At 72.2% G+C, this 23,517-nt stretch carries 1 protein-coding gene; it reads left to right on the top strand.

Annotated features, from left to right (window positions below):
• Positions 1 to 157 precede the first annotated feature (157 nt).
• Positions 158 to 23,515: an SDR family NAD(P)-dependent oxidoreductase gene (locus tag CNQ36_RS00330; RefSeq protein ID WP_121544437.1), complete on the top strand. Its 23,358-nt coding sequence runs from the start codon at positions 158 to 160 to the stop codon at positions 23,513 to 23,515.
• The last annotated feature ends 2 nt before the right edge of the window (positions 23,516 to 23,517 follow it).

The raw sequence follows: 23,517 nt of genomic DNA, 5'->3' as shown, positions 1-23,517 counted from the left end.
TGCGAAAGCCCACAGCCGGCCGCGAAGCATCCGGGCGGAACGCAACCGGAACCGCTCAGCATGACATGTTCCTGCCTGCTCCGTGTACCCAGGTCCGGTCAGGGGCAGCAATGGTGGCGCACCACAACATTGCCAACGATAAGGGGAGTCTCCACCGATGTCGCAGCATGTCCCCATCGCCGTCGTCGGCATCGCGTGCCGGTTCCCCGGGGCGGACGACCACCGCCGGTTCTGGAACCTCATCAGGAACGGCGGGTCGCACATCGGTGAAGTGCCCCAGGCGCGGTGGGACATGGGAGGAACCGAGCCGGAAGACGCTTCCGGCCACCATGCGGGGCACCCTCCCAGCAGATGGGCCGGCCTGATCGACGACGTGGACGCGTTCGACGCACAGTTCTTCCGCCTCTCCCCGCTGGAGGCGGAGAGCACCGACCCGCAGCAGCGGATCATGCTGGAACTCGCCTGGTCCTGTCTCGAGGACGCCGCCATCGCACCCAGCGCGCTCGCCGGGCGCGACGTCGGAGTGTTCATCGGCTCGTACAACCTGGACTACAAGGAGCTTCAGGAGAGGCAGCTGCGCGAGGTCGCGGCGCACCACTCCACGGGGACGATCGGCGCCGTCATCGCCAACCGCCTCTCCCACTTCTTCGACTTGCGGGGGCCCAGTGTCGTCGTCGACACCGCGTCGTCCGCCTCCCTGCACGCCCTCCACCTCGCGGTCCAGTCCCTGCAACAGGGGGAGTGCGCCCTCGCGCTCACCGGCGGGATCAACCTGGTACTCACCCCGGCCCGGTACACCTCCTTCGCCAAGGCCGGCATGCTGTCGCCCACGGGTTCGTGCCGTCCCTTCGACGAGCGAGCAGACGGCTATGTGCGGGGCGAGGGCGGCGGCACCGTCCTGCTCAAGCCCCTCGCGGACGCCGTGCGCGACGGTGACCACATCTACGGCGTCATCAGGGGCAGCGCCGTGAACCACAGCGGCAGGACACGCACCCTGACCCATCCCAGCGACGACGCGCAGGCGCAGGTCGTAGCGGAGGCCCTGGCCCGCGCAGACGTCTCCCCCGAGACCATCGCCTACGTCGAGGCACACGGCACGGGGACGCCGACCGGCGATCCGGTCGAGTTCGAGGGGCTGGTGGAGGGCTTCCGCAGGGCGAGCGGCGCGCCGGACGCCGGTGAGCACAACTACTGCGGGCTGGGTTCGGTCAAACCCAACATCGGCCACCTGGAAGCCGCCGCCGGGATCGCCGGCCTGATCAAAGTCCTGCTCGCCCTGGAGCAGCGGCAGTTGCCCGGCCTGCGGGACTTCCAGCGGCTGAACCCGCGCATCGACCTGGACGGCACGCCCTTCCACATCGCCGACCGGCTGCGTGAGTGGAAGCCCCTGCGGTCGCGGGCCGGCGAACCGCTGCCCCGTCGTGCGAGCGTCAGCTCCTTCGGCATCGGCGGAACGAACGCCCACGTGGTCCTGGAAGAGGCACCGACCACGCCACCGGCTGATCCACCGAACCTCCCCGCCCATCTCCTCTGTCTGTCCGCCAGAACCAGTACCGCGCTCCGGCGGCGCATCCGCGACCTGCGGGAATGGCTCGACGGCGACGGCGCCCACGCCGCCCTGAACGACCTCAGTGCCACCCTGCTCCTGGGCCGGGAGCACCTCGCCCGCCGGACCGCGCTGGTCGTCCGCGACCGTGACGATCTGCGGGCGAAGCTCACCCTGCTGCTCGACACCGGGCGGGCCGACGACTGCTTCCACGAGCCCGAGGGCACACCCTCGGACGGTGAGCCGGCCGGAGCCCCGTGGGCCGGCGACGAGGCCGGGTCCGGTCTTCCCGCCGCCGAGTACCACGAGCGGCTGCTGAACCTGGCGAAGTCCTTCGCCGAAGGGCACGACCACGCGTGGGAAGCACTGTTCACGTCCTCACCGGGACGGCGGCTGGGCCTGCCGGGCTACGCGTTCGACCGGCAGCGTTTCTGGATCACACCGGACACCGCGGACGAGACCGCCCCCAGCCGGACGCCCTTGTCCGCGACGGGTGAGGCGGCGGATTCCGCGATCGAGCAGGAGGGGCTCGTGGCGGACATGACCGCGCGCACACGCCGAGGGGAACGGGCGGACACCGACGTCCGGGAACGGGTCGAGGCCGATCTCCGGAGCCTCGTCAGCGGCGTGCTGAAGCTCGCGGCCGACGAGATCCACCCGCGGGACCGGCTGTCCGACCTTGGGTGCGACTCGGTCGGCAACACGCTCCTCGCCCTTCGGCTCGGTGAGCACTACGGCATCGACGTGGCGCCGTCGTTCTTCTACGGGTACTTCACCCTGGAGATGGTCAGGGACCGTCTCCTCGAGGAGCCGTACGCCGACGCAGTGGTGCGGACGTACACGGCCGCCGAGGAGAGCACCGCCGAACGGGCGGTGCCCGCCGGGACGGAGGCGCCCACCGTGCCCCGGGCCGAGTCGGCCCCCGGGACCGGCGCCGCGACGTCTTCCGCGACCGACGCCGGTCACGACGGCGACCACCGCATAGCCGTCATCGGTATGAGCGGCCGCTTTCCGCAGGCCCGCACGGTAGACGAACTCTGGCAGGTGCTCGCCGAGGGCCGCGAGGCGGTGACGCCGGTCCCCGCGCACCGACTGGGCAACTGGGCAGGTGTCGGCAACGCCCCTCGGGTCAGGGGCGGATGGTTACCCGGCGAAGCCGAGTTCGACCCGCTCTTCTTCGAGATATCCCCCAAGGAAGCCGAGCAGATGGACCCCCGCCAGCGCCTGCTGCTGCAGGAGGCGTGGCGGGCCCTGGAGGATGCCGGATACGGGGCGAAGCAGCTCGGCGACAACACGATGGGCATGTTCGTCGGCGCCGAACAGAGCGACTACCCGGGGCTGGCCGACGACGGACAGACCCTGACCTCCGGGCACGACGGAATCATGGCCGCGCGCCTCAGCTACTTCCTCAACTTCTCCGGTCCGGTGCTGACCGTCAACACGGCCTGCTCGGCAGGGCTGGCAGCCGTGCATCAGGCGTGCCTGAGTCTGCGCAGCGGCGAGTGCGACACCGCGGTCGCCGCGGGTGTCAGCCTGTTGGCCGGTCCCCAGTTCCACGAGCACGCCACCCAGGCCGGGATGCTGTCGCCCGACGGGGTCTGCTACGCCTTCGACAAACGTGCCAACGGCATGGTGATGGGCGAGGCGATCGCGGCCGTCGTACTGAAGCCGCTGGCCAAGGCACTCGCCGACGGCGACCGGGTGCACGCGGTCATCACGGCGAGCGGTCTCAACCACGACGGACGAACCAACGGCATCACCGCGCCCAGCCAGCCGGCGCAGGTCGCCCTCCTCGACTCCGTGTACCGGCGGTTCGGCGTGGACCCGGCCGAGATCGAGCACGTGATCGCCCACGGCACGGGAACCCGGCTCGGCGACCCCATCGAGGTGAACGCGCTCACCGAGGCGTTCGGCCGATACACCGACAAGACCCAGTACTGCGCCCTGACCTCGGTCAAGCCGAGCGTGGGGCACACCCTGGCCGCCTCGGGCGTGGTCAGTCTGATCGCACTGGTGCAGGCCCTGCGGCATCGGACGATACCCGCGAGCCTGCACTCCGAGCAGGAGAGCGAGTACATCGACTGGACACGCAGCCCGTTCCGCGTCAACAAGGAGGCCCGGCCCTGGCCGGTCCGGCCGGGGCGCGAACGGACGGGCGCCGTCAGCTCCTTCGGCATCAGCGGGACGAACGTCCACGTCGTGGTGGAGAGTCACGGCGACGGATCGGCCGCCCGTCCGGCCGTCTCCCGGCCCTCCTACCTGCTGGCACTGTCGGCGAAGACCGAGGAGGCACTGCGGACGCGCGTGGCGGACCTGCTCGCCTTCCTCCGAGCCGGTGGCGCCGAGGACGTCGGGCTCGGGCGGATCAGCAGCACACTGCTCGCGGGGAGGCACCACTTCGCACACCGCTGCGCGCTGGTGGCGGACACCTCGGAGGACGCCGAGCGGCTGTTGCGACAGGTCCTCGACGGCAAGAAGGACCCGCATGTGTTCCGCGGGCTCACCGGGAGGGACTTCCGCCCGCAGAACGCGCTCACCGAATACGGGAACGAGCTGATAGGGCGCGCCCGCGACGGAGACCGGGACAGCCGGTACCGGGACGCGGTCCGGGCCCTGGCCGACCTCTACTGCCAGGGGTACGAGCTCGCCTGGGAGAACCTCTACGGCGACCGGCCGCTCACCTGCGTCTCGCTTCCCGGCTACCCCTTCGCCCGAGAGACCTACTGGGCCGGCCCGGCGACAGCCGGCCGCGCGCCGTCTCCGCACGACCCTCCCGCGTCCGCCGTGCTCCACCCGCTGCTGGACGCCAACGTCTCCACCCTCGGGTCGCAGCGCTTCGCCAAGCGACTGTCGGCGAGCGAGTTCTTCCTGCGCGACCACGTCGTGGACGGGAAGATCCTGCTGCCCGGAGTCGCCCACATGGAGATGGCGTACACCGCCTCGCGGCTGGCTACCGGCTCCGACAGCGTCACCCTGCGCGGCATCATCTGGGGCCGTCCGGTCGTCATGGACGACACGTCCCGGAGCGTGCACATCGAGCTCACCCCGCTCGATCGGGAGGCGCTGGAGTTCGTCATCCATGACGGGGCCGAGGAAGGGCGCACGGTCTTCTCCCAGGGCCGTGCCGACTACGCGGCCGATCCTTCCACGCCGCCGCGCGGCGCGATCGACGTCGCCGCGATCAAGGCGCGGTGCACCACCCCCCGGGAGAACCCCGAGATCTTCGCGAGCCTTCGCGAACTGGGGTTCGGTTACGGCGAGACCTTCCAGGCCATGGAGACGCTGTACTGCGGCGAGACCGAGGCACTGGCCAGGATCGTGCTGGGCGACGGCCTCGAGGAGGAGTACCCCCGCTTCACGCTGCACCCCTCGCTGTTCGACGCCGCGCTCAACGCGCTGCGCGGCATCGGAGAGCAGGACGGCGTGCTGCGCATCCCGTTCAGCCTCGAGGAACTCGCGGTCTTCGCGCCCATTCCGCGGCAGTCCTACTGCCATGCCACCGTCCACCGGATCGCCCGCGACGGCACGATGAGCGTCGACCTCGCGATCTGCGACGACAGCGGCACCGAATGCGTCCGGCTCACCGGCCTGGTGTTCAAGGAGTTCACGGCCGACAAGAGCGAGAAGCTCCACTACTACGTGCCGCGCTGGACCGATGCCGGCACCGACGCGGACACCGGCGCCGACTCCGCCGGGCGGCCGGAGGGTCCCGGCGCCGGGCGCACCCTGCTCGTCCTCGACGACGAGGACACGCGCCACACCCCGCTCGCGTCCGGCTGCGGGGGCCGCGTCGTGCGTGTGCGCAACGGGAACGCGTTCCAGGAGTCCGGACCGGACCTGTTCACCGTGGACCGCCGCAGCGCCGGCGACTTCGACCGGCTTCTGCGGACCCTGGACGAACGGGGCCTGGCACCGCGGACGATCGTCAATTTCTGGCCGCTGACCCCTGACCCGTCCGACCTCACGATCGAGCTGGAGAGCCTGCTGCACCTGTTCCGGGCCGTGCACCGGGCGGGGACCGAGCAGGAAGTCCGGTATCTGTTCGTGCTGCCGGACCGGAGCGGGCCGCAGCGGGCGGCGGCGGAGGCGCTCCTGGGCTTCGGCCGTGCGGTGACGGCGGTCGACCACCTGTTCCGGGTGGAGAGCCTCCAGGTCGCCGACGCGCACGACGCGGACTCCGTCGCCGGCAGCGTGCTGCGCGAACTCGGCCGGGCGGAGGCGCCGGCCGCGCGGGGCTGGCACGAAGTCCGGCACGCCGACGGCGCCCGCTCGGAGCGGGTGCTGCGGCCCTGGACCGCGGGAGCGCGCGGCGGTGCCCCCGGGATGCCTCTCAAGGAGGGCGGCGTCTACCTGATCAGCGGCGGCGCCGGGGCCCTGGGCCTGCACCTGGGCAGGCACCTCGCCCGGGAGTGCCGGGCGCGGCTCGTGCTGCTCGGCCGCCGGGAGCCGGACGCCTCGCTGAGGGAGGAGTTCGCCGCACTGGAGGCCGCCGGGGCCGAAGTCCTCTACCTCGCCTGTGACGTGGCCGACCGCGACGCGGTGAGCACGGCGCTCGACGCGATACGGAAACGATTCGGCAGTCCGGATGGTGTCTTCCACGGCGCGGGCGTCATGGGCGGCACGGGCGTCATGGACGTGGACTGGGCCGATTTCGAGAGCGTCCTGGCGCCGAAGACGCACGGAACCGTCCACCTGGACGAACTGACCGCCGAGGACCCGCTCGACTTCTTCCTCGTGTTCTCGTCCATCGCCGCCTACGTCGGCGACTTCGGGCAGGGGAGCTACGCCGCCGCCAACCGGTTCCTCGACGGCTACGTCCTGCACCGGGAGGAACTGCGGGCGCAGGGCCTGCGGCACGGCCGGAGCGTATCGGTCAACTGGCCGTACTGGGACGAGGGCGGCATGCTCGGCGAACTCGCGGAGGACGGCCCCGCGAGGACCCTCTACCGCGACCATTCGGGCATGCGGGGACTGCGGACCGACGAGGGCATCGGGGCGCTGCTGGAGATCCTGAGGTCCGACGAGACCCAGGTCCTCGTGACGAAGGGCGAGCGTCCCAGGATCGAGAGGGTTCTGCGGCTCGCCGGCTCCGAAGGCGCCGGTGTCGAGGCGGCCTCTGCCGGGCCGCAGCCGGTGGGCCGGAACGAGCCCGTGGCCGCCACGGAGGCCGCGGGGCCGGTGGCCGCGGACGACTCGGGTGAGATGTTCACGCGGACCGTCGAGTATCTGAGGGACCGGCTGTCGCAGGTCTTCCGCATCCCGAAGGCCCGGCTCGATGCCGCCGCGGAACTGGGGGAATACGGCATCGAGTCCATCCAGATCATGGAGCTGATGCGGCTCCTGACGAAGGACTTCGACACTCTCCCGGGAACGCTGTTCTTCGAGTACCGGACGATCCGGGAACTGGCGGAGTACTTCACCGAGCACCAGGCGGCGCGCCTGACCGAACTGCTGGGACCGCCGCGGCCCGCCGCGACGCCTCCGGATGCGCCGGCGGAGCGTTCTCCCGCGACCGCCGTGCCCTCCCGGCCCGTCGTGCCGCGGGGCCGGTCCGCCGAGTTGCCGAGTGGCGCCGCGGACGCTGACCGGACCCCCCGGGGGACGGCGGACGGCCGGGGCACGGGACGCCCCCGTGACGTGGCGATCATCGGCATGAGCGGCCGGTACCCGAAGTCACGGAACCTCGACGAGTTCTGGCAGGTGCTGCGGGCCGGCCAGGACTGCATCGAGGAGATCCCGCCCCACCGGTGGGACAAGGACCTGTACTACGCGGCCGAGAAGACACCCGGCAAGAGCTCCAGCAAGTGGGGCGGCTTCATCGACGGGGCCGAGAACTTCGACGCGCTCTTCTTCAACATGTCGGCCCGCCAGGCCGCGCTGACCGACCCCCAGACCCGGTTGTTCCTCCAGTCCGCATGGGAGGCGATGGAGGACGCGGGGTACACACGCCGGTCCCTGAGCCCCGGCAAGGCCCGCAAGGTCGGCGTCTACCTGGGCATGATGTGGAACGAGTACCAGCTGTACAGCGGCGAGGACGTCGTCCTGTCCGACCGCGCCGCCGCATCCAACGCCGTCTCCTACTTCTTCGACCTGCACGGGCAGAGCCTGACCGTCGACACCGCGTGTTCCTCGTCGCTCTACGCGATCGCCATGGCGGTCGAGAGCATCCGCAGCGGCTCCTCCTCGCTCGCGTTCGCCGGCGGCGCCAACCTGTCGCTGCACCCCAACAAGTACGTCTCGCTCAGCCAGATGAACTTCTTCTCCGAGGACGGACGCTGCCGTTCGTTCGGCGAGGGCGGCACCGGCTACGTTCCGGGCGAGGGCGTCGGCTGCGTCCTGCTCAAGCCGTTCGACCAGGCGGTCGCGGACGGGGACCACATCCACGGCGTCATCCGCGGCGTCGCCACGGTGCACGGCGGCAAGACGAACGGCATGACCGTGCCCAACCCGCTGGCGCAGGCGGACATGGTCACGGCCGCGCTGGAGGACGCCGGTCTCTCGGCCGAGGACATCAGCTACGTGGAGGGCCACGGCACGGGCACCGCTCTCGGCGATCCCATCGAGATCACCGGTCTGAGCCGGGGGTTCCGCAAACACACCGACAGGAAGCAGTACTGCCCGATCGGTTCGGTGAAATCGAACATCGGCCACCTGGAGGGCGCGGCCGGCGTCGTCGCCGTCACCAAGGTCCTGCTCCAGATGCGGCACGGAATGCTCGTGCCCTCACTCCACTCCGAACAGCTCAACCCGTACATCGACTTCCCCAACTCGCCCTTCTACGTCCAGCGCCGACTGGAACCGTGGGAGCGGCCCACCCGGACGGTCGACGGGGTGCGGCGGACCCTGCCCCGGATCGCCGGCGTCTCGTCGTTCGGCGCGCACGGTGCCATCGCCCATGTGATCATCGAGGAGTACCGGCCCGGGACGGAGCGTCCGGCACGCCCGGCCCCGGGTCCGGAGCTGGTGGTGCTGTCGGCGAAGGACGACGAGCTGCTGCGGCAGAAGGCCCGGGCGCTGCTGACGTGGCTGTCCGGGACGGGCCGCGACGCCGACGGGGCGGACCTCGCCTACACCCTCCAGGTCGGCCGCGAGGCCATGGAGGAACGCCTGGCCCTGATCGCCGACGGGCGGGACGCCCTCCGCGAGCTGCTGAGCGCGTTCCTCGACGGCGAGCAGGAGATCCCGAACGTCTTCCGCGGGAGCACCAGGGATGACAAGGACGCCGTCGCTCTCCTCGACGCCGACGAGGAGATGCGGGAGCTGGTACGGCAGTGGCTCGCACAGGGCCGGCACGACAAGCTGGCCAACGTCTGGGTGAAGGGTCTCGCCCTCGACTGGACGTCCCTCGCCCGCCACGCCGGCCCGCGTCGCATCCCCCTTCCCACGTACCCGTTCGCCGAGGAACGCCACTGGCTCGACGGGCCCGGCGCGTTCGCGCTCCGGCCGACGCGGACGGTGGCTCCGGCAGAGCCGGCGACGGCCGGACCTTCCCCGGCGGACCCGGCCCGGTCCGCCGGGGAGCCGGCCCGGCCCCTCGCGTTCGTGGAGGACTGGGAGCCCGCGCCCCTGGAGCCGGGCACCGCTCGGGCGCCGCGCGGCATCGTCTTCCTGAGCACCGGAGCGGAGCGCCAGGAGGCGATCGCCCGGGCCGCACGGGAGGTCGGTCCCGGTCTGCGCGCCGTGTTCATAGGACGCGGAGAGTCCTTCCGCAAGACGCGTCCCGACCACTACCAGGTCCGCCGCGGTTCGGCCCAGGACCACCTGGACGCCTTCCGGGACATCGCGGCCGCTTCCGTCCCCGTCGACGCGGTCGTCAGCCTGGAGGCGCTCGAACCGGGGGTCGGCGAAGGCGACTTCGGCGACGTCGTCGTGACGCTCCAGGCCCTCGCCGGCTCCGGGCTCGACGTACGCCGCTACCTGGTGGCCGGGCAGTACCGCGACGGCCGGGAACGCGCCCTGCTGGAGGCACACCTCGGCTTCGAACGTTCGCTGGGCATGGTGATGCCGAAGCTGTCCGTCGCGGCCGTGCTCCAGGACGCCCACGACCAGCTGGCGCCGGCGGACACCGCCGCCTGGTTGACGAGACTGATCGGAGAGCTGCGTCAGGACCGGGCGGTCAGCGCGCTGTACCACTCGGGCGGGCGCTTCGTGAGCCGCGTCCGCGAGGTCACGCTGGACGAGAACCGTTCCGGCGCCCTCCGGCACGGCGGCACCTACCTGATCACCGGCGGCTGCGGCGGACTCGGGCTCATCGTGGCCCGGCACCTCGCGGAGCACTTCGACGCGAATCTCGTCCTCACCGGCCGCTCCCCGCTCGACGAGACACGCCAGGAGGCCCTGCGCGGCCTCGCCGCCGGACAGCGGGTCCTGTACGTCCAGGCGGACAGCCGCGACGGGGACGCCATGAAGCAGGCCGTGGCACAGGCGCGAGAACGGTTCGGGGTACTGCACGGCGTCATCCACGCCGCCGGTGTCCAGGGGCAGGGCAGCGTGCTGGAGAAGGACCTGAGGTCCTTCGAGGACGTCCTCGACCCCAAGATCCGGGGAACGCTGACACTGGACGAGGCGGTGGCCGGCGAGGAACTGGACTTCGTCTGCTACTTCTCCTCCACCGCCGCCGTCATCGGCGACTTCGGCACCTGCGACTACGCGGTCGGCAACCGCTTCCAGATGTCCTACGCACGACACCGTGACGCCCAGGTGCGCGCCGGCCGCCTGTCCGGACGGACCGTGGTCGTGAACTGGCCCCTGTGGCGCGAGGGCGGCATGGGTTTCGACCACGACACGACCACGATGCTCCTCAAGTCGAGCGGCCAGGACTTCCTCGAGACGGCCGACGGCATCGCCCTGTTCGAGCGGCTGCTGTCCCAGGAAGCACCTCAGCACATGATCCTTGTCGGCAGGCCGAGCCGGGTGTCCCGCTTCCTGGGGCTCACGCCCCCCACCGATGCCCCGGTACCACCGGCGCCCCGTGCGGACGCGGCCCGGCCGGCCGGCCCGACGGGCGCGGACGGCCCGGCCCCGGCCCCCGGTGTCGAGGAACGCCTGGCACACGACCTGCGACGGATCGTCAGCGACGCGGTCGGCCTGTCCCCTGACAGGCTCTACGAGGACGACAACCTCGCCGACTACGGCTTCGACTCGGTGAGTCTGGCCGGACTGGCCGGCGGGCTGGGCGAGCACTGGGGCGTCGAGGTCACGCCCGCCCTCTTCTACAGCCGCTCCACCCTGCGGAAACTGCGCGAGTACTTCGCCGGCGAGCACGCGGAGCTCCTGACCGCGTTCTACGGCGACCGGAACGCCGCCCGCACCGTTTCCGTACCCGCCGTAGCGGAGTCCGGCCCCCAGGGCGACGGGGCACCCCCCGTGGGCCGGCCGAGCCCCGGAGCAGAACCTGTCCAGGACGCCGCCGACACCCAGGACGCGGGTACGGCCCCCGGCGTCCGTGAGCCGCGCACGCAGGACGACGACGCCATCGCGGTCATCGGCATGAGCGGGCGGTTCCCCGGCGCCGACAACCCCGCCGAGCTGTGGTCGGTCCTCGCGGACGGCCGCGACGCCGTCCGACCGGTCTCCCGCGAGCGCCTCGACCTGTGGGGCGAGCCGCACGACAGCTCCTTCGCCACGTTCCGCGTCGGCCAGGTGTCCGGTCCGGACGAATTCGACCCGCTGTTCTTCGAGATATCACCCAACGAGGCGAGGAGCCTGGACCCGCGCCAGCGGCTGCTGCTGCAGGAGTCGTGGCGCGCCCTCGAGGACGCGGGCTGGACGCCCGCGTCGACCCGCAGGATCGGCATGTTCGTGGGGGTCGAGCAGGGGGACTACGACACCCCGGACCCCGAGGCGGGCAGCGTCACCGCCAACCACGACGGCATCCTCGCCGCACGCCTGTCGTACCTGCTCGACCTGAGCGGACCCGTGATGGCCATCAACACGGCCTGTTCGTCGGGGCTGGTCGCCGCCCACCAGGCATGCGCGAGCATCCGCGCCGGCGAGTCCGACGTCGCCCTCGCCGCGGGGGTCAGTCTCATCACCACCTCGCAGCTGCTGAACCGGACCAAGCAGGCCGGCATGCTGTCCGAGGACGGCGTGACCTACGCCTTCGACAAGCGCGCGAACGGCATGGTGCTCAGCGAGGCCGTCGCCGTCGTCGTGCTGAAGCGGCTCTCGGCGGCGGTGGCCGACGGCGACCGGATCCACGGCGTCATTCGCGCCAGCGGCATCAACTTCGACGGCAGGTCCAACGGCATCACCGCCCCGAACGGCGACGCCCAGGTCGCGCTGCTGAGCGACACCTACCGGCGGCACGGCGTCGACCCCGCCGACATCGAGTACGTGGTCGCCCACGGCACCGGCACGCGGCTCGGCGACCCCGTCGAGGTCAACGCGCTCAACGACGTCTTCCGCGGGTTCACCGGCAAGCGACGGTACTGCGCCCTGACGTCCGTGAAGCCGAACGTGGGGCACACGCTCGCGGCCTCCGGGCTCGTCAGCCTCATCGGGGTCCTGCAGGCCATGCGCCACGAGACGATCCCCGGGTCCCTGAACTGCGCGCAGGAGAACGACTACATCGACTGGAAGGACAGCCCGTTCTTCGTCAACAAGACGAACCGTGCGTGGCCCCGGACCGCCGGCCGCAGCAGGACCGCCGCCATCAGCTCCTTCGGTATGAGCGGCACCAACGCGCACATGGTGATCGAGAGCCCCCCGGCGGGCGGAGAGGACGAGGTCCCGGACATGTCCGCCCACCTGCTGGCCCTGTCGGCCAAGTCCGAGGAGTCACTGCGGCAGCGCGTCGCCGACCTGATCGACTTCCTGGAGGACCCGGGGCAGCCGCACGGCCTGCGGGACATCGGCGCGACGCTGCTGGACGGCAGACCGCACTTCCGGTACCGCTGCGCCGTCGTGGCACGCGACGCCGCCGAGGCGGTGCACTTGCTGCGCTCGTGGTCCGCGGACCGGCACGACCCCGACGCCTTCACCGGCGAGGTGCCCAAGGACTTCACCCCGGACGACGCGGCCCGGCAGGCCGGGGACCGGCTGCTGGAGGCGGCGGCAGCACCGCACCACGACGGCACCTCCCTCCGGGACGCGTTGCGCGCCGCCGCGAGGGCCTACTGCCGGGGGTACGACCTCGCGTGGCGCCGGCTGTTCGGCGGCCGGCGCACCGCGCCGGTCGCGCTGCCCGGCTATCCCTTCGCCAGGAAACGCCTGTGGCGGCAGCACACCGGGCGGCCGACGCCGAACGGGGTGCTCACCGCCGCACCCGGTCGCCCCGCCGGCCCGGGACGCCGCTTCGACACGACGCTCACCGGATCGGAGTCCTTCCTGCGCGACCACGTCGTGGCCGGGGAGAGGATCCTGCCGGGCGTCGCCCACCTGGAGCTGGCCCGCGCCGCCCACGCCGCGCTCTCCGAGCGGCGGAACGCCGCGCCGGCCGGTGTCACGTTCCGCGACGTCGTGTGGCTGCGGCCGGTGACGGTCGGGGACACCCCGCTCGGCCTCCACGTCGAACTGGAACCGGACGGCTCCGCGGGGACCCGCTACCGCGTCCTGGCGTCCGGGGCCGACGGTCCCGTCGTGCACAGCCAGGGGCGCATCGAGCTCGGTGAGGGGTCGGCGCCGCGGCCACGGCTGGACCTCGCGGCCCTGCGGACCGAGTGCGGCCGCTACGAGATGACCGCGAGCGAGGTGTACCTCGTCTACCGACGTCAGGGCATCGCGTACGGACCCTCCTTCCAGGGCGTGCGGCGACTTCTCGTGGGAGACGCCCAGGTCCTCGCCGAACTCGCGCTGCCCGAGGTGCCCGAGTACGGCGCTGACACACAGGCGCTGGCCCCGGGAATGCTGGACGCCGCGCTGCAGGCCTCCGCGGGTCTCAGGCACGGCGGTGGCCTGCACCTCCCGTACGCCGTCGGGGCGGTGGAGGTCCTGGGCCCGTGCGAGCCGGTCATGTGGGCGTGGCTCAGGCGCACCACGGAGAGCGGCGACACGTTCGACGTCGACCTGTGCGACCCGCGCGGCGAAGTCCGCGTACGGTTCGAAGCCTTCCGCACCCGGCCGCTGCCCGCCGGCCTCGACGAGGCGCCGGAGCGGTCCGCCGCCGGGAGCCCGGTGCTGCTCGAGCCGCGCTGGGAGCCCGCCGGGCTCGCTTCGCCGGCGGACGGCGACGGCCTGCGAGGACGCACGCTGCTGGTCGGCACGGATCCGGAGCAGTTGGACTCCCTCCTCACCGGGCCCGGGGAAGACGTGGACGTCCTGTTGCTGCGGGCCGACGACACTGTCGACGGCCTGCGGGAACGACTCGCGCGCGGTGGGCACTACGGGGGTGTGGTCTGGGCCGTGAGCGGTGGCGCGACGGCGCTGCCGGACAGCGAGGAGCTGATCACCCGCCAGGAGGACGGCGTGTACGCCGGCTTCCGGCTGGCCAAGGCGCTGCTGTCCCTCGGCTACGACAAGCGGGACCTGGAGTGGACCGCCCTCACCGTTCGCAGTCAGGGCGTCGTCGGGACCGACCGCGTCGACCCGGCCCACGCCGGCGTGCACGGCCTGCTGGGGTCGCTGTCGAAGGAGAACCCGCGGTGGCGGGTGCGCCTCGCCGACGTGGAGGACGTGCGGGACGACGTGCTGAGGGAGGCGCTGCGTCTGCCGGCGGAGCCGTCCGGCGACAGCTGGGCGCACCGCGGCGGCCGCTGGTTCCGGCAGATCCTCACACCGGTGCCGTCCGGCGCCCTCCCCGCGGACGCGCTGCCGTACCGGCGCGGCCGGGTCTACGTGGTCGTCGGCGGGGCCGGCGGACTCGGCGCGGTCTGGACGGAGCACGTGGTACGCGCCTACGGGGCGCAGGTGGTCTGGATCGGCCGCCGGGCCGAGGACGACGTCATCCGGGCCAGGATCGCCGCACTGTCCCGGTTCGGCCCCGCCCCCTGGTACGTGCAGGCCGACGCCACGGACCGGGAGGAGCTGGAGGCCGCCGTCGCGCGGATCAGGGAACGCTTCCCCGAGATCAACGGCGTCGTCCACTCGGCGCTCGCGCTGCTCGACCAGAGCGTGGCCAGGATGCCGGAGGAACGATTCCGGGCCGCGGTGCGCGCGAAGGTCGACGTCAGCGTCCGCATCGCCCAGGTCTTCGCGGACGAGCCGCTGGACTTCGTGCTGTTCTTCTCCTCGACCAACTCGTTCCACCGCTCCGCGGGACAGAGCAACTACGTGAGCGGCTGCGTCTTCAAGGACGCGTTCGCCCGGCTGTGGCGGCAGAGCCGCCCCACCACCGTGAAGGTGGTGAACTGGGGTTACTGGGGCAGCGTCGGAGTCGTCGCCTCGTCCGCGTACCAGCGCCGGATGGAGCGGAGCGGCATCGGCTCCATCGAACCGGCCGAAGGCATGGCGGCGCTGGACCTGCTCCTCTCGGGGCCGTACCACCAGCTCGCCGTGGAGAAGACCGTCGTCCCGCGGCCGGCCGGTGACGACACCGGCCCCACCGGTTCCGGCGGCCCGGACGACCGGCTGCTCCAGCGCGTGCTCGCGGACTCCGGCAGCGCCCGGGGCTTCGACGACGCCCTGCTGTGCGAACTGCTCCTGCTGCAGCTGCGGACGCTGGGGATGAACAGCTCCGGCGGTGCCGTCGCCGACCTGCGGGCCGCCATGGACCCGGGCGGCGCCTACGACCGCTGGCTGGACGAGAGCCTGCGCATCCTGGCCGAGCACGGCTACCTCGAAGCGGGCACCGAGCGCTACACCCCCACCGGCAGGGCGAGTCGGGACGAGGCCGACGTGTGGCGGCGCTGGGAGGCGGTGTGCCGGGAGAGCGACGGCACCAACCCCTACGTCAACCTGCTGGAGCCCGTGATCCGCGAGCTGCCCGAGGTTCTCTCGGGCCGGCGGCGCGCGACCGACGTGATCTTCCCCGGCTCGTCGATGAGCCTGGTGAGAGGCGTGTACCGGGACTGCGAGAGCGCCACGGCGCTGAACGAGCTCGTGGCGGAGTCGGTGGCGGCACGCGTCGAGGTCCTGCTCGCCCGCGACCCCGCCCGCCGCGTCCGCATCTTCGAGATCGGTTCCGGCAGCGGAGGCACCAGCGAGAAGGTCCTGCGCCGGCTGGCGCCGTACCGCGACAGCGTGGCGGAGTACTGCTACACCGACGTCTCCCAGTACTTCCTGCGCAACGGACGGCAGGAGTTCGGCGCCGACCACCCCTTCCTGCGGTTCGAGCTGTTCGACGCGGAGCGCGCACCCGCGGAGCAGGGGCTGGACGAGGGCGGCTACGACATCGTCCTCGCCACCAACGTCCTGCACGCGACCCGCGACGTGCGCGCCGCGGCGCGGCACGCGCGGTCCCTGCTGGGGGCGGACGGCACGCTCGTCCTCAACGAGCTGGCCACGCGCACCCCGTTCCTGCACCTGACCTTCGGGCTGCTCGACGGCTGGTGGCGCTACGAGGACACCGAGCTGCGCATACCGGGCTGCCCGGGGCTGGCCCCCGAAACCTGGCAGCAGGTGCTGCGGGAGGCCGGCTTCGCCGCGGTGTCCTTCCCCGCCGACGCCGTACACGACGCGGGCCACCAGATCGTCGTGGCCGCAACCGGCGAGCCGGCCGGCGCGCACGCCCCCGCCCCGCGGAGCGCGGAGGACACGCGGGAGCGGGTGCGGTCCGTGATCGTCGAGCGGCTCCAGACGTCCCTGGGGCTGGACCGCCGGGAGATATCCGAGGAGGACTCCTTCGCGGACTACGGCGTGGACTCCATCCTCGGCGTCGAGCTCACGCAGCAGCTCAGCACCGACCTGGGCATCTCGCTCTCGGTCACGGACCTCTTCGATCACAGCTCGGTGCGCGCGCTCGCCCGCTACGTGGTGGAGCACCACCTCGACGCCTCGTCACCGCTTCCGGCCGTCCTGACGCCGGAGAACGCCCCGCAGCCGGAAACCGCCCCGGTCCCCGAGGCCACCCCGACCGCCGTTCCCGGACCGCCGGACCCGCCCGCCCTGATGACGGTGCCCACCGGGAACGGCACGCGGCGACCGGCCGTCCCCGCGACTGCCCCCGCTCCCGCGGGAGAGCCCGTCGCCGTCATCGGCATGAGCGGGCGGTTCGGCACGGCCGAGGACACCGATCAGCTGTGGCAGCACCTGGCGGACGGGCGCAGTCTGGTCGGCGAGATCTCCCGCTGGGACATGTCGGCCTTCGTGGCGCCGGGCGCGCCCCACCCGCGTTTCGCGTCGCTGATGGACGGCATCGACCGGTTCGACCCGCTGTTCTTCCAGATATCCGGTCTCGAGGCCACCTACATGGACCCCCAGCAGCGGCTCGTGCTGGAGGAGGCGTGGAAGGCTCTGGAGGACGCGGGCTACGCGGGCGACGCCCTGCGCGGCCGGTCCTGCGGGGTGTACATCGGCACCCAGGTCAGCGACTACCTGCCCGGCTCCAGCGAGGACGCCCCCGCCCAGGCCATGTGGGGCAACGCCGAGGCGATCATCCCCTCACGCCTCTCCTACCTCCTCGATCTGCGGGGCCCCGCCATCGCCGTCGAGACGGCCTGCTCCGGATCCCTCGTCGCCCTCCACCTCGCGTGCCAGGCACTGCGAACGGGCGAGGTCGAGACGGCCCTGGTCGGCGGGGTCTCCGTGCAGTGCGCGCCCGACTACTACCTGAACGCCCACAAGGCCGGGATGCTCTCGGAGACCGGTCAGTGCCACACCTTCGCCGAGGGCGCGGACGGCTTCGTGCCCGGCGAGGGCGTCGGCGTCGTCGTGCTCAAGCGGCTGCGGGACGCCCTCGCGGACGGCGACCACATCCACGGCGTCGTCCGCGGCTCGGGCATCAACCAGGACGGGACGTCCAACGGCATCACGGCGCCGAGCGCCAAGTCGCAGGAGCGGCTGGAGCGTCAGGTCTACGACACCTTCGGCATCGACCCCGCCGGCATTCAGCTGGTCGAGGCGCACGGCACCGGCACCCGGCTCGGCGACCCGATCGAGTTCCAGGCACTGACCCGTGCCTTCCGCCACTACACGGACGAACGTGAGTACTGCGCCATCGGGTCGATCAAGACGAACATCGGTCATGCCGCTCCGGCCTCGGGGATGGCGGGGCTCATCAAGATCCTGCTCGCCCTGCGGCACCGTGAGCTGCCGCGCAGCCTCCACTTCGACAAGGGCAACCCCCACATCGACTTCGAAGGCAGCCCGTTCTACGTCAACACGGTGCACCGCCCCTGGACGGTCCAGCCGGGCCGGCCGCGCCGCGCGGCGCTCAGCTCCTTCGGGTTCAGCGGCACCAACGCCCATGTGGTGGTCGAGGAGGCTCCCGGCCTGCCGCGTCGCGACACCGTGCCCGTCCAGGACCACCTCGTGGTGCTGTCCGCCCTGTCCCCGGAGCAGGTACGGACGCAGGCGCAACGGCTGGTGGAGCACCTGCGCCGCCACCCGGACACCGACCTGGGCGACATCGCCTCGACCCTGGTGCGGGGCAGGCGGCACTGCCCCGTCCGACTGTCGTGCGTGGCCCGGGACACCGCCCACCTGGCGACACTCCTCGGGCGCTGGCTGACCGACGGAGGGGAACCGGCGGTACGCACCGCGGACCTCACGGAGACCGTGGTGAGCCCGCAGCCCGCTCTCGAGCAGTACGGCGACAGCTGCCTGCGGGGGTGCGCCGAGGGCGCGACCGGGACGGCCCGCCGGGACTACCTGGAAGCCCTCTCCGCCCTCTACCTGCAGGGCTGCCCGCTCGACTACGAGCGGCTCTTCGAAAGCGGCGCGTACCGTCGTGTCCCCCTGCCGACCTACCCGTTCCAGCGGGAGCGCCACTGGCTGCCCTCAAAGGACCGTGCCACGCCCGCGCGGCCCACCGGCGGCACCCCCACGCCGGAACCACGGGCCGGCACGGCCCACGTGGCACTGGCGCCGGTCTGGGCCGAGGACCAGGCCCCCGAGCCCGTCCCCGGCAGGTCCGTCCCGAGCGGCATCGTCGTCGTGGGCGGCGACGCCGCGGAGCGGGCCGCCCTGAAGGCCGTGTGCCCCGACGCACACTTCCTCGCCGACGGCTCGGCGAGCACGGCATCGCTCATCGAGCAGCTCCGGGGTGTCGCGGTCCGCGACCTCGTGTGGCTCTCCCCGGCGGACGCGGCCGCCGGGCCCGGTGAGCTGCTGAGGCGCACGGCCGCCGGAGTGGAGGCGTTCTTCCGGCTGGTCAAGGCCCTGTTCGAGCTGGGGTACGGCGCCGAGGAACTGACGTGGAGGGTGGTGACGCGTCAGACGCAGCCCGTACGGCCGGGCGAGCCGGTGCTGCCCGCCGACGCGGCGGTGCTCGGCCTGGCCGAGGTCATGGCCAAGGAACTGCCCAACTGGAGCGTGGGCTGCTTCGACCTGGGCACGTCCGACGAACTCCCCGCCCGCACCCTGCTCACGGCCGGTGCCACGACCGTGCGGGCGCTGCGCGACGGCCGGTGGTTCCGTCGCGGCCTGTACCGGGCGGAGCTGCCGGCACCGGCCCGGTCCCCGTACAAGGAGGGCGGGGTGTACGTCGTGCTGGGCGGCGCCGGGGGCATCGGCCGACTCTGGAGCGAGGACATGATCCGGCGCCACCGGGCCCAGGTGGTGTGGATCGGCCGCCGGGAGAAGGACGCCGTCATCCAGGCGGAGATCGACCGGCTGGCCGCGCTCGGCCGGGCACCGTGGTACGTCCGGGCCGACGCCGCCGACATGGACTCCCTGCGCGGCGCGTACGCCCGGATCCAGGAGCGCTTCGGCACCGTCCACGGCGTGGTGCAGTCCGTCTTCGGCCTGGTGGACCAGAGCCTGCCCAACACGACCGAGCAGCGGTTCCGGCAGGGCCTGAGCGCCAAGATCGACGCGAGTGTGTGCATGGCCGAGGTCTTCGACGCCGAGGGACTCGACTTCATGCTCTTCTTCTCCTCCATCGCGTCGGTCAACCCGACCAGGGGTTACTGCAGTTACGTGGCCGGCAACGCCTTCGAGGACGCCCTGGCCCGCCGGCTGTCCGTCGCCCGCCGGTACGCCGTGAAGGTGGTCAACTGGGGCTACTGGGGCGCCGTCGGCAGCGGACTCGACGTCCCGGAGCACGTCCGTGAGCGCATCTACCGGCGCGAGGGCCTCGGCGACATCGACCCGGCTCTGGCGATGGACGCCGTCGAGCGGCTGCTGGCCGCTCCGCTCGGACAGGTGGCCTACCTCAACACTGCCGAGCCCGAGCGGTTCGAGGGCTACACCGACCGCGAGGCGATCCGCGTCCTGGACGGGCCGGAGCAGCGGAGCGAGCCGCTCGTCCCGAGGCTGCCCTCGCGCGCGGAGCAGCTGCGGACCGTGGAGGCACGGGCCAAGTCCAGGCTGCGGACGCTGGACGAGCTGCTGCTGCGGCTGCTGTGGTGCGCGCTGCGCGGCCGTGGCTGGATCGGCACGGACACCGTCGACGCGGACTCCCTCCGGCAGGCCGGCGGGGTCCTCGGGAAGTACGAGGGCTGGGTGACGGAGACCCTGCGGCTGTTCGCCCGGCAGGGCTGGCTCACGGAGACCGGATCCCGGGGTTCCTACCGCGTCGTTCCCGACGCCGTCGACCCGGACGCCACCGCCGCCGCATGGGAACGCAGCCGGGACGAGTGGCTCGCGGACCCCGAGCTGCGCGCGTCCGTCGACCTGGTCGGCACCACGCTCCGCGCGCTGCCGGACATCCTCACCGGCGCCGTCCCCGCCGTCGACGTGATCTTCCCCGGCTCCTCGCTGGACCTGGTCGAGGGCATCTACAAGCGGAACATGATCGCCGACTACTTCAACGACGTCGTAGGTGACTGTGTCGTCGCACTCGCCGAGAGCAGGCTCGCGCGGGATCCCGGAGCCCGGCTGCGGATTCTCGAGATCGGTGCCGGAACGGGGGGCACCACCGCCACGGTCATGCGCCGGCTCGAGCCGTACCGGCAGCACGTCGGCGAGTACTGCTACACCGATCTCTCCAAGGCGTTCCTCATCCACGGCCAACGGGAGTTCGGCGCGCACCATCCGTATCTGCGCTGTGAGATCTTCGACGCCGGCCGGCCCGCCGCCGAGCAGGGCTTCGACGAGGGCGCGTACGACCTGGTCGTCGCGACCAACGTGCTGCACGCCACCGAGGAGATCCGCGCGTCGCTGCGTCACAGCAAGGGGCTGCTGCGGCCCGGCGGCGCCCTGGTCGTCAACGAGATCAACGGCTACAGCGTCTTCGGCATGCTGACGTTCGCGCTGCTGGACGGCTGGTGGCCGCACGACACCGACCTGCGGGAACCCGGAGGGCCCGGCCTGCGGCCCGAAACGTGGCAATCGGTGCTGGAGCAGGAGGGCTTCGAAGGCGTCGGGTTCCCCGCGCGGGACGCGCACCCGCTCGGCCAGCAAGTGGTGGTCGGCTTCAGCGACGGCGTGATCCGTCGCCCCGGAGGCCAACAGCGGCGCCCAGCTGCCGAGCCCCTGTCCGAGCCGCTGCCCGAAACGCCGCCGGCCGGCTCCCGGCCGGTGCGGCCGGCCGCACCGGCCCGGGTGGACGGTACGGTGCTCGCCGACGCCGTGCGCGACTATCTCAAGGAGCTGGTCGCACGGACCCTCCTGATCCCGGCCGGCTCCATCGACGCCCGTGAACAGCTGTCCGCCTACGGCATCGACTCCATCCTGATCCTCCAACTGCTGACCGGCCTCAAGAAGGACCTGGGGGAGACGAGCAGCACCCTGTTCTTCGAATACCGCACCATCGAGGCGCTGACCGAGTACTTCGTCACCGAACGGGGCGAGGCCGTGGCCCGCGCCCTCGGAGTGGGCCACGAGCCCGCCGCCGAACAGGACGTGCAGGCGGCCGGCCCGAGGGCCACCGCCCCGGACCCGCTCGCCCCGGCCGGGTCGCTTCCGGCGCCCGGCCCCGGCCGTATGGAGGCTCGTCCGGCACCGCGGCCCGGGAACACCGGAGGCGTCGCGATCGTGGGCATGAGTGCGCGCTTCCCCCAGGCCGAGACGCTCGATGCCTTCTGGACGGTGCTGCGCGAGGGCCGGAACACCGTCACCGAGATCCCCGCCGACCGGTGGGCTCTCGACGGCTTCTACGAACCGGACAAGGAGGAGGCCGTCGCCCAGGGCAGGAGCTACAGCAAGTGGGGCGCCTTCCTCGAGGGATTCGCCGACTTCGATCCGCTGTTCTTCGAGATGACACCCAACGACGCCCTGGAGATCGACCCGCAGGAACGGCTGTTCCTCCAGGAGGCGTGGCGGGCGTTCGAGAACGCCGGCTACACGCGCGACCGCCTCGCGCGGCAACACGGCTCCCGCGTCGGCGTCTTCGTGGGGATCACCCGTGCCGGACACAACCTCCACGGGCCCGAGCGCTGGCGCCGGGGCGACACCGCCCGGCCCTACACCTCCTTCGGGTCCGCAGCGAACCGCGTCTCGTTCAAGCTGGATCTCCACGGCCCGAGCATGCCGATCGACACGATGTGCTCCTCGTCGATGACGGCGCTCCACGAGGCGTGCGAGCACCTGCTCCACGGTGACTGCGACATGGCGGTGGCAGGCGGTGTGAACCTCTATCTGCATCCGTCGAGCTACGTCGGTCTGTGCGGTCTGGGGATGCTCGCCGACGGGGACGAGTGCCGCAGCTTCGGCGCCGGCGGCAACGGCTTCGTCCCCGGCGAGGGCGTCGGCGCGCTCGTCCTCAAACGGCTGGAGGACGCGGAGCGGGACGGCGACCACATCCACGCCGTCATCCGCGGCACCAGCATCAACCACGGCGGCACCACGAACGGTTACACCGTGCCGAACCCGGTCGCACAGGGCCGTGTCGTGCGGGACGCGCTCGACCGGGCGGGCATCGACGCGCGCACGATCAGCTACGTCGAGGCGCACGGCACCGGGACCGTGCTGGGCGACCCGGTCGAGATCAACGGCCTGACCCGGGCGTTCTCCCAGGACACCCGGGACGTGCGGTACTGCGCGATCGGCTCCGTCAAGAGCAACATCGGGCACGCCGAGGCCGCAGCGGGGATCGCCGGCGTGTTCAAGACCGTCCTGCAGATGCAGCACGGTGAGCTGGTCCCCAGCCTGCACGCCGACGAAGTCAACCCGCACATCGACTTCGACGCGACGCCGTTCGTCGTCCAGCGCGCGGGCGCGGAGTGGAAGCGGCCGGTCGTCACCGTCGACGGTGTCGGCACCGAGGTGCCGCGCCGGGCCGGCGTCTCCTCCTTCGGCGCGGGCGGCTCCAACGCCCACGTGGTGATCGAGGAATACGTCCGTGACCGGCCGGCTCCCGCGGCCGGCCGGCCCGGCGGCCCGGCCGTCGTCGTCCTGTCCGCCAAGGACGAGGAGCGGCTGCGGGAGCAGGCGAGCGCCCTGCTGGACTCACTCGCGGAAGCCGAGCGGACCGGGGCGACACCGGCCGACGTCGCCCACACCCTGCAGGTCGGACGTGAGGCCATGAGCGAGCGACTGGCCACGGTCGTCGGCTCGTTCGCCGAGCTGCGGGACCGGCTGCGGGCCTTCCTCGACGACCCCGGCGGCGCCACCGGTGTGCACCGCGGTCGCGTGACACGCTCCGACCGCACGCTGACCGCGCTGACCGCCGACGCCGACATGAGCGCGGTCGTGGGGACGTGGCTGGCCAAGGGCGCGTACGCCAAGGTGCTCGACCTGTGGGTGAACGGCTTCGAGCTGGACTGGGGCGCCCTCCTCCCGGCGGGGGCGGCACGGATCGTCCCGCTGCCGTCCTATCCCTTCGCCCGGGAGCGGTACTGGATCGCGGAGCGGCCGCTCGACGGGCGGGCCCCCGGCGGCCACCCCGACGCTCCGGAGGGTGAGCCGGAGGACGGCCCGCCGGATCCGCTGATCGACGACCTCCTCGACGAGGTGGTGAACGGCTCGCTCGGCGTCGAAGCCGCCGCCGAGCACTTCAGGCGGTCCGTCCTCGACGGCGCCGGCGCGAACACCGACAACGAGGGGCGCTGATC

This window comes from Streptomyces fungicidicus (assembly GCF_003665435.1).
GTDB lineage: Bacteria > Actinomycetota > Actinomycetes > Streptomycetales > Streptomycetaceae > Streptomyces > Streptomyces fungicidicus.
The sequence above is the reverse complement of the archived record's forward strand: the minus strand, read 5'-3'. Positions and strand labels throughout refer to the sequence as shown.

Bases quoted from the DNA above. Each gene is read 5' to 3' on its own strand.
- CNQ36_RS00330 (WP_121544437.1), top strand. From the start codon at position 158: ATGTCGCAGCATGTCCCCATCGCCGTCGTCGGCATCGCGTGCCGGTTC.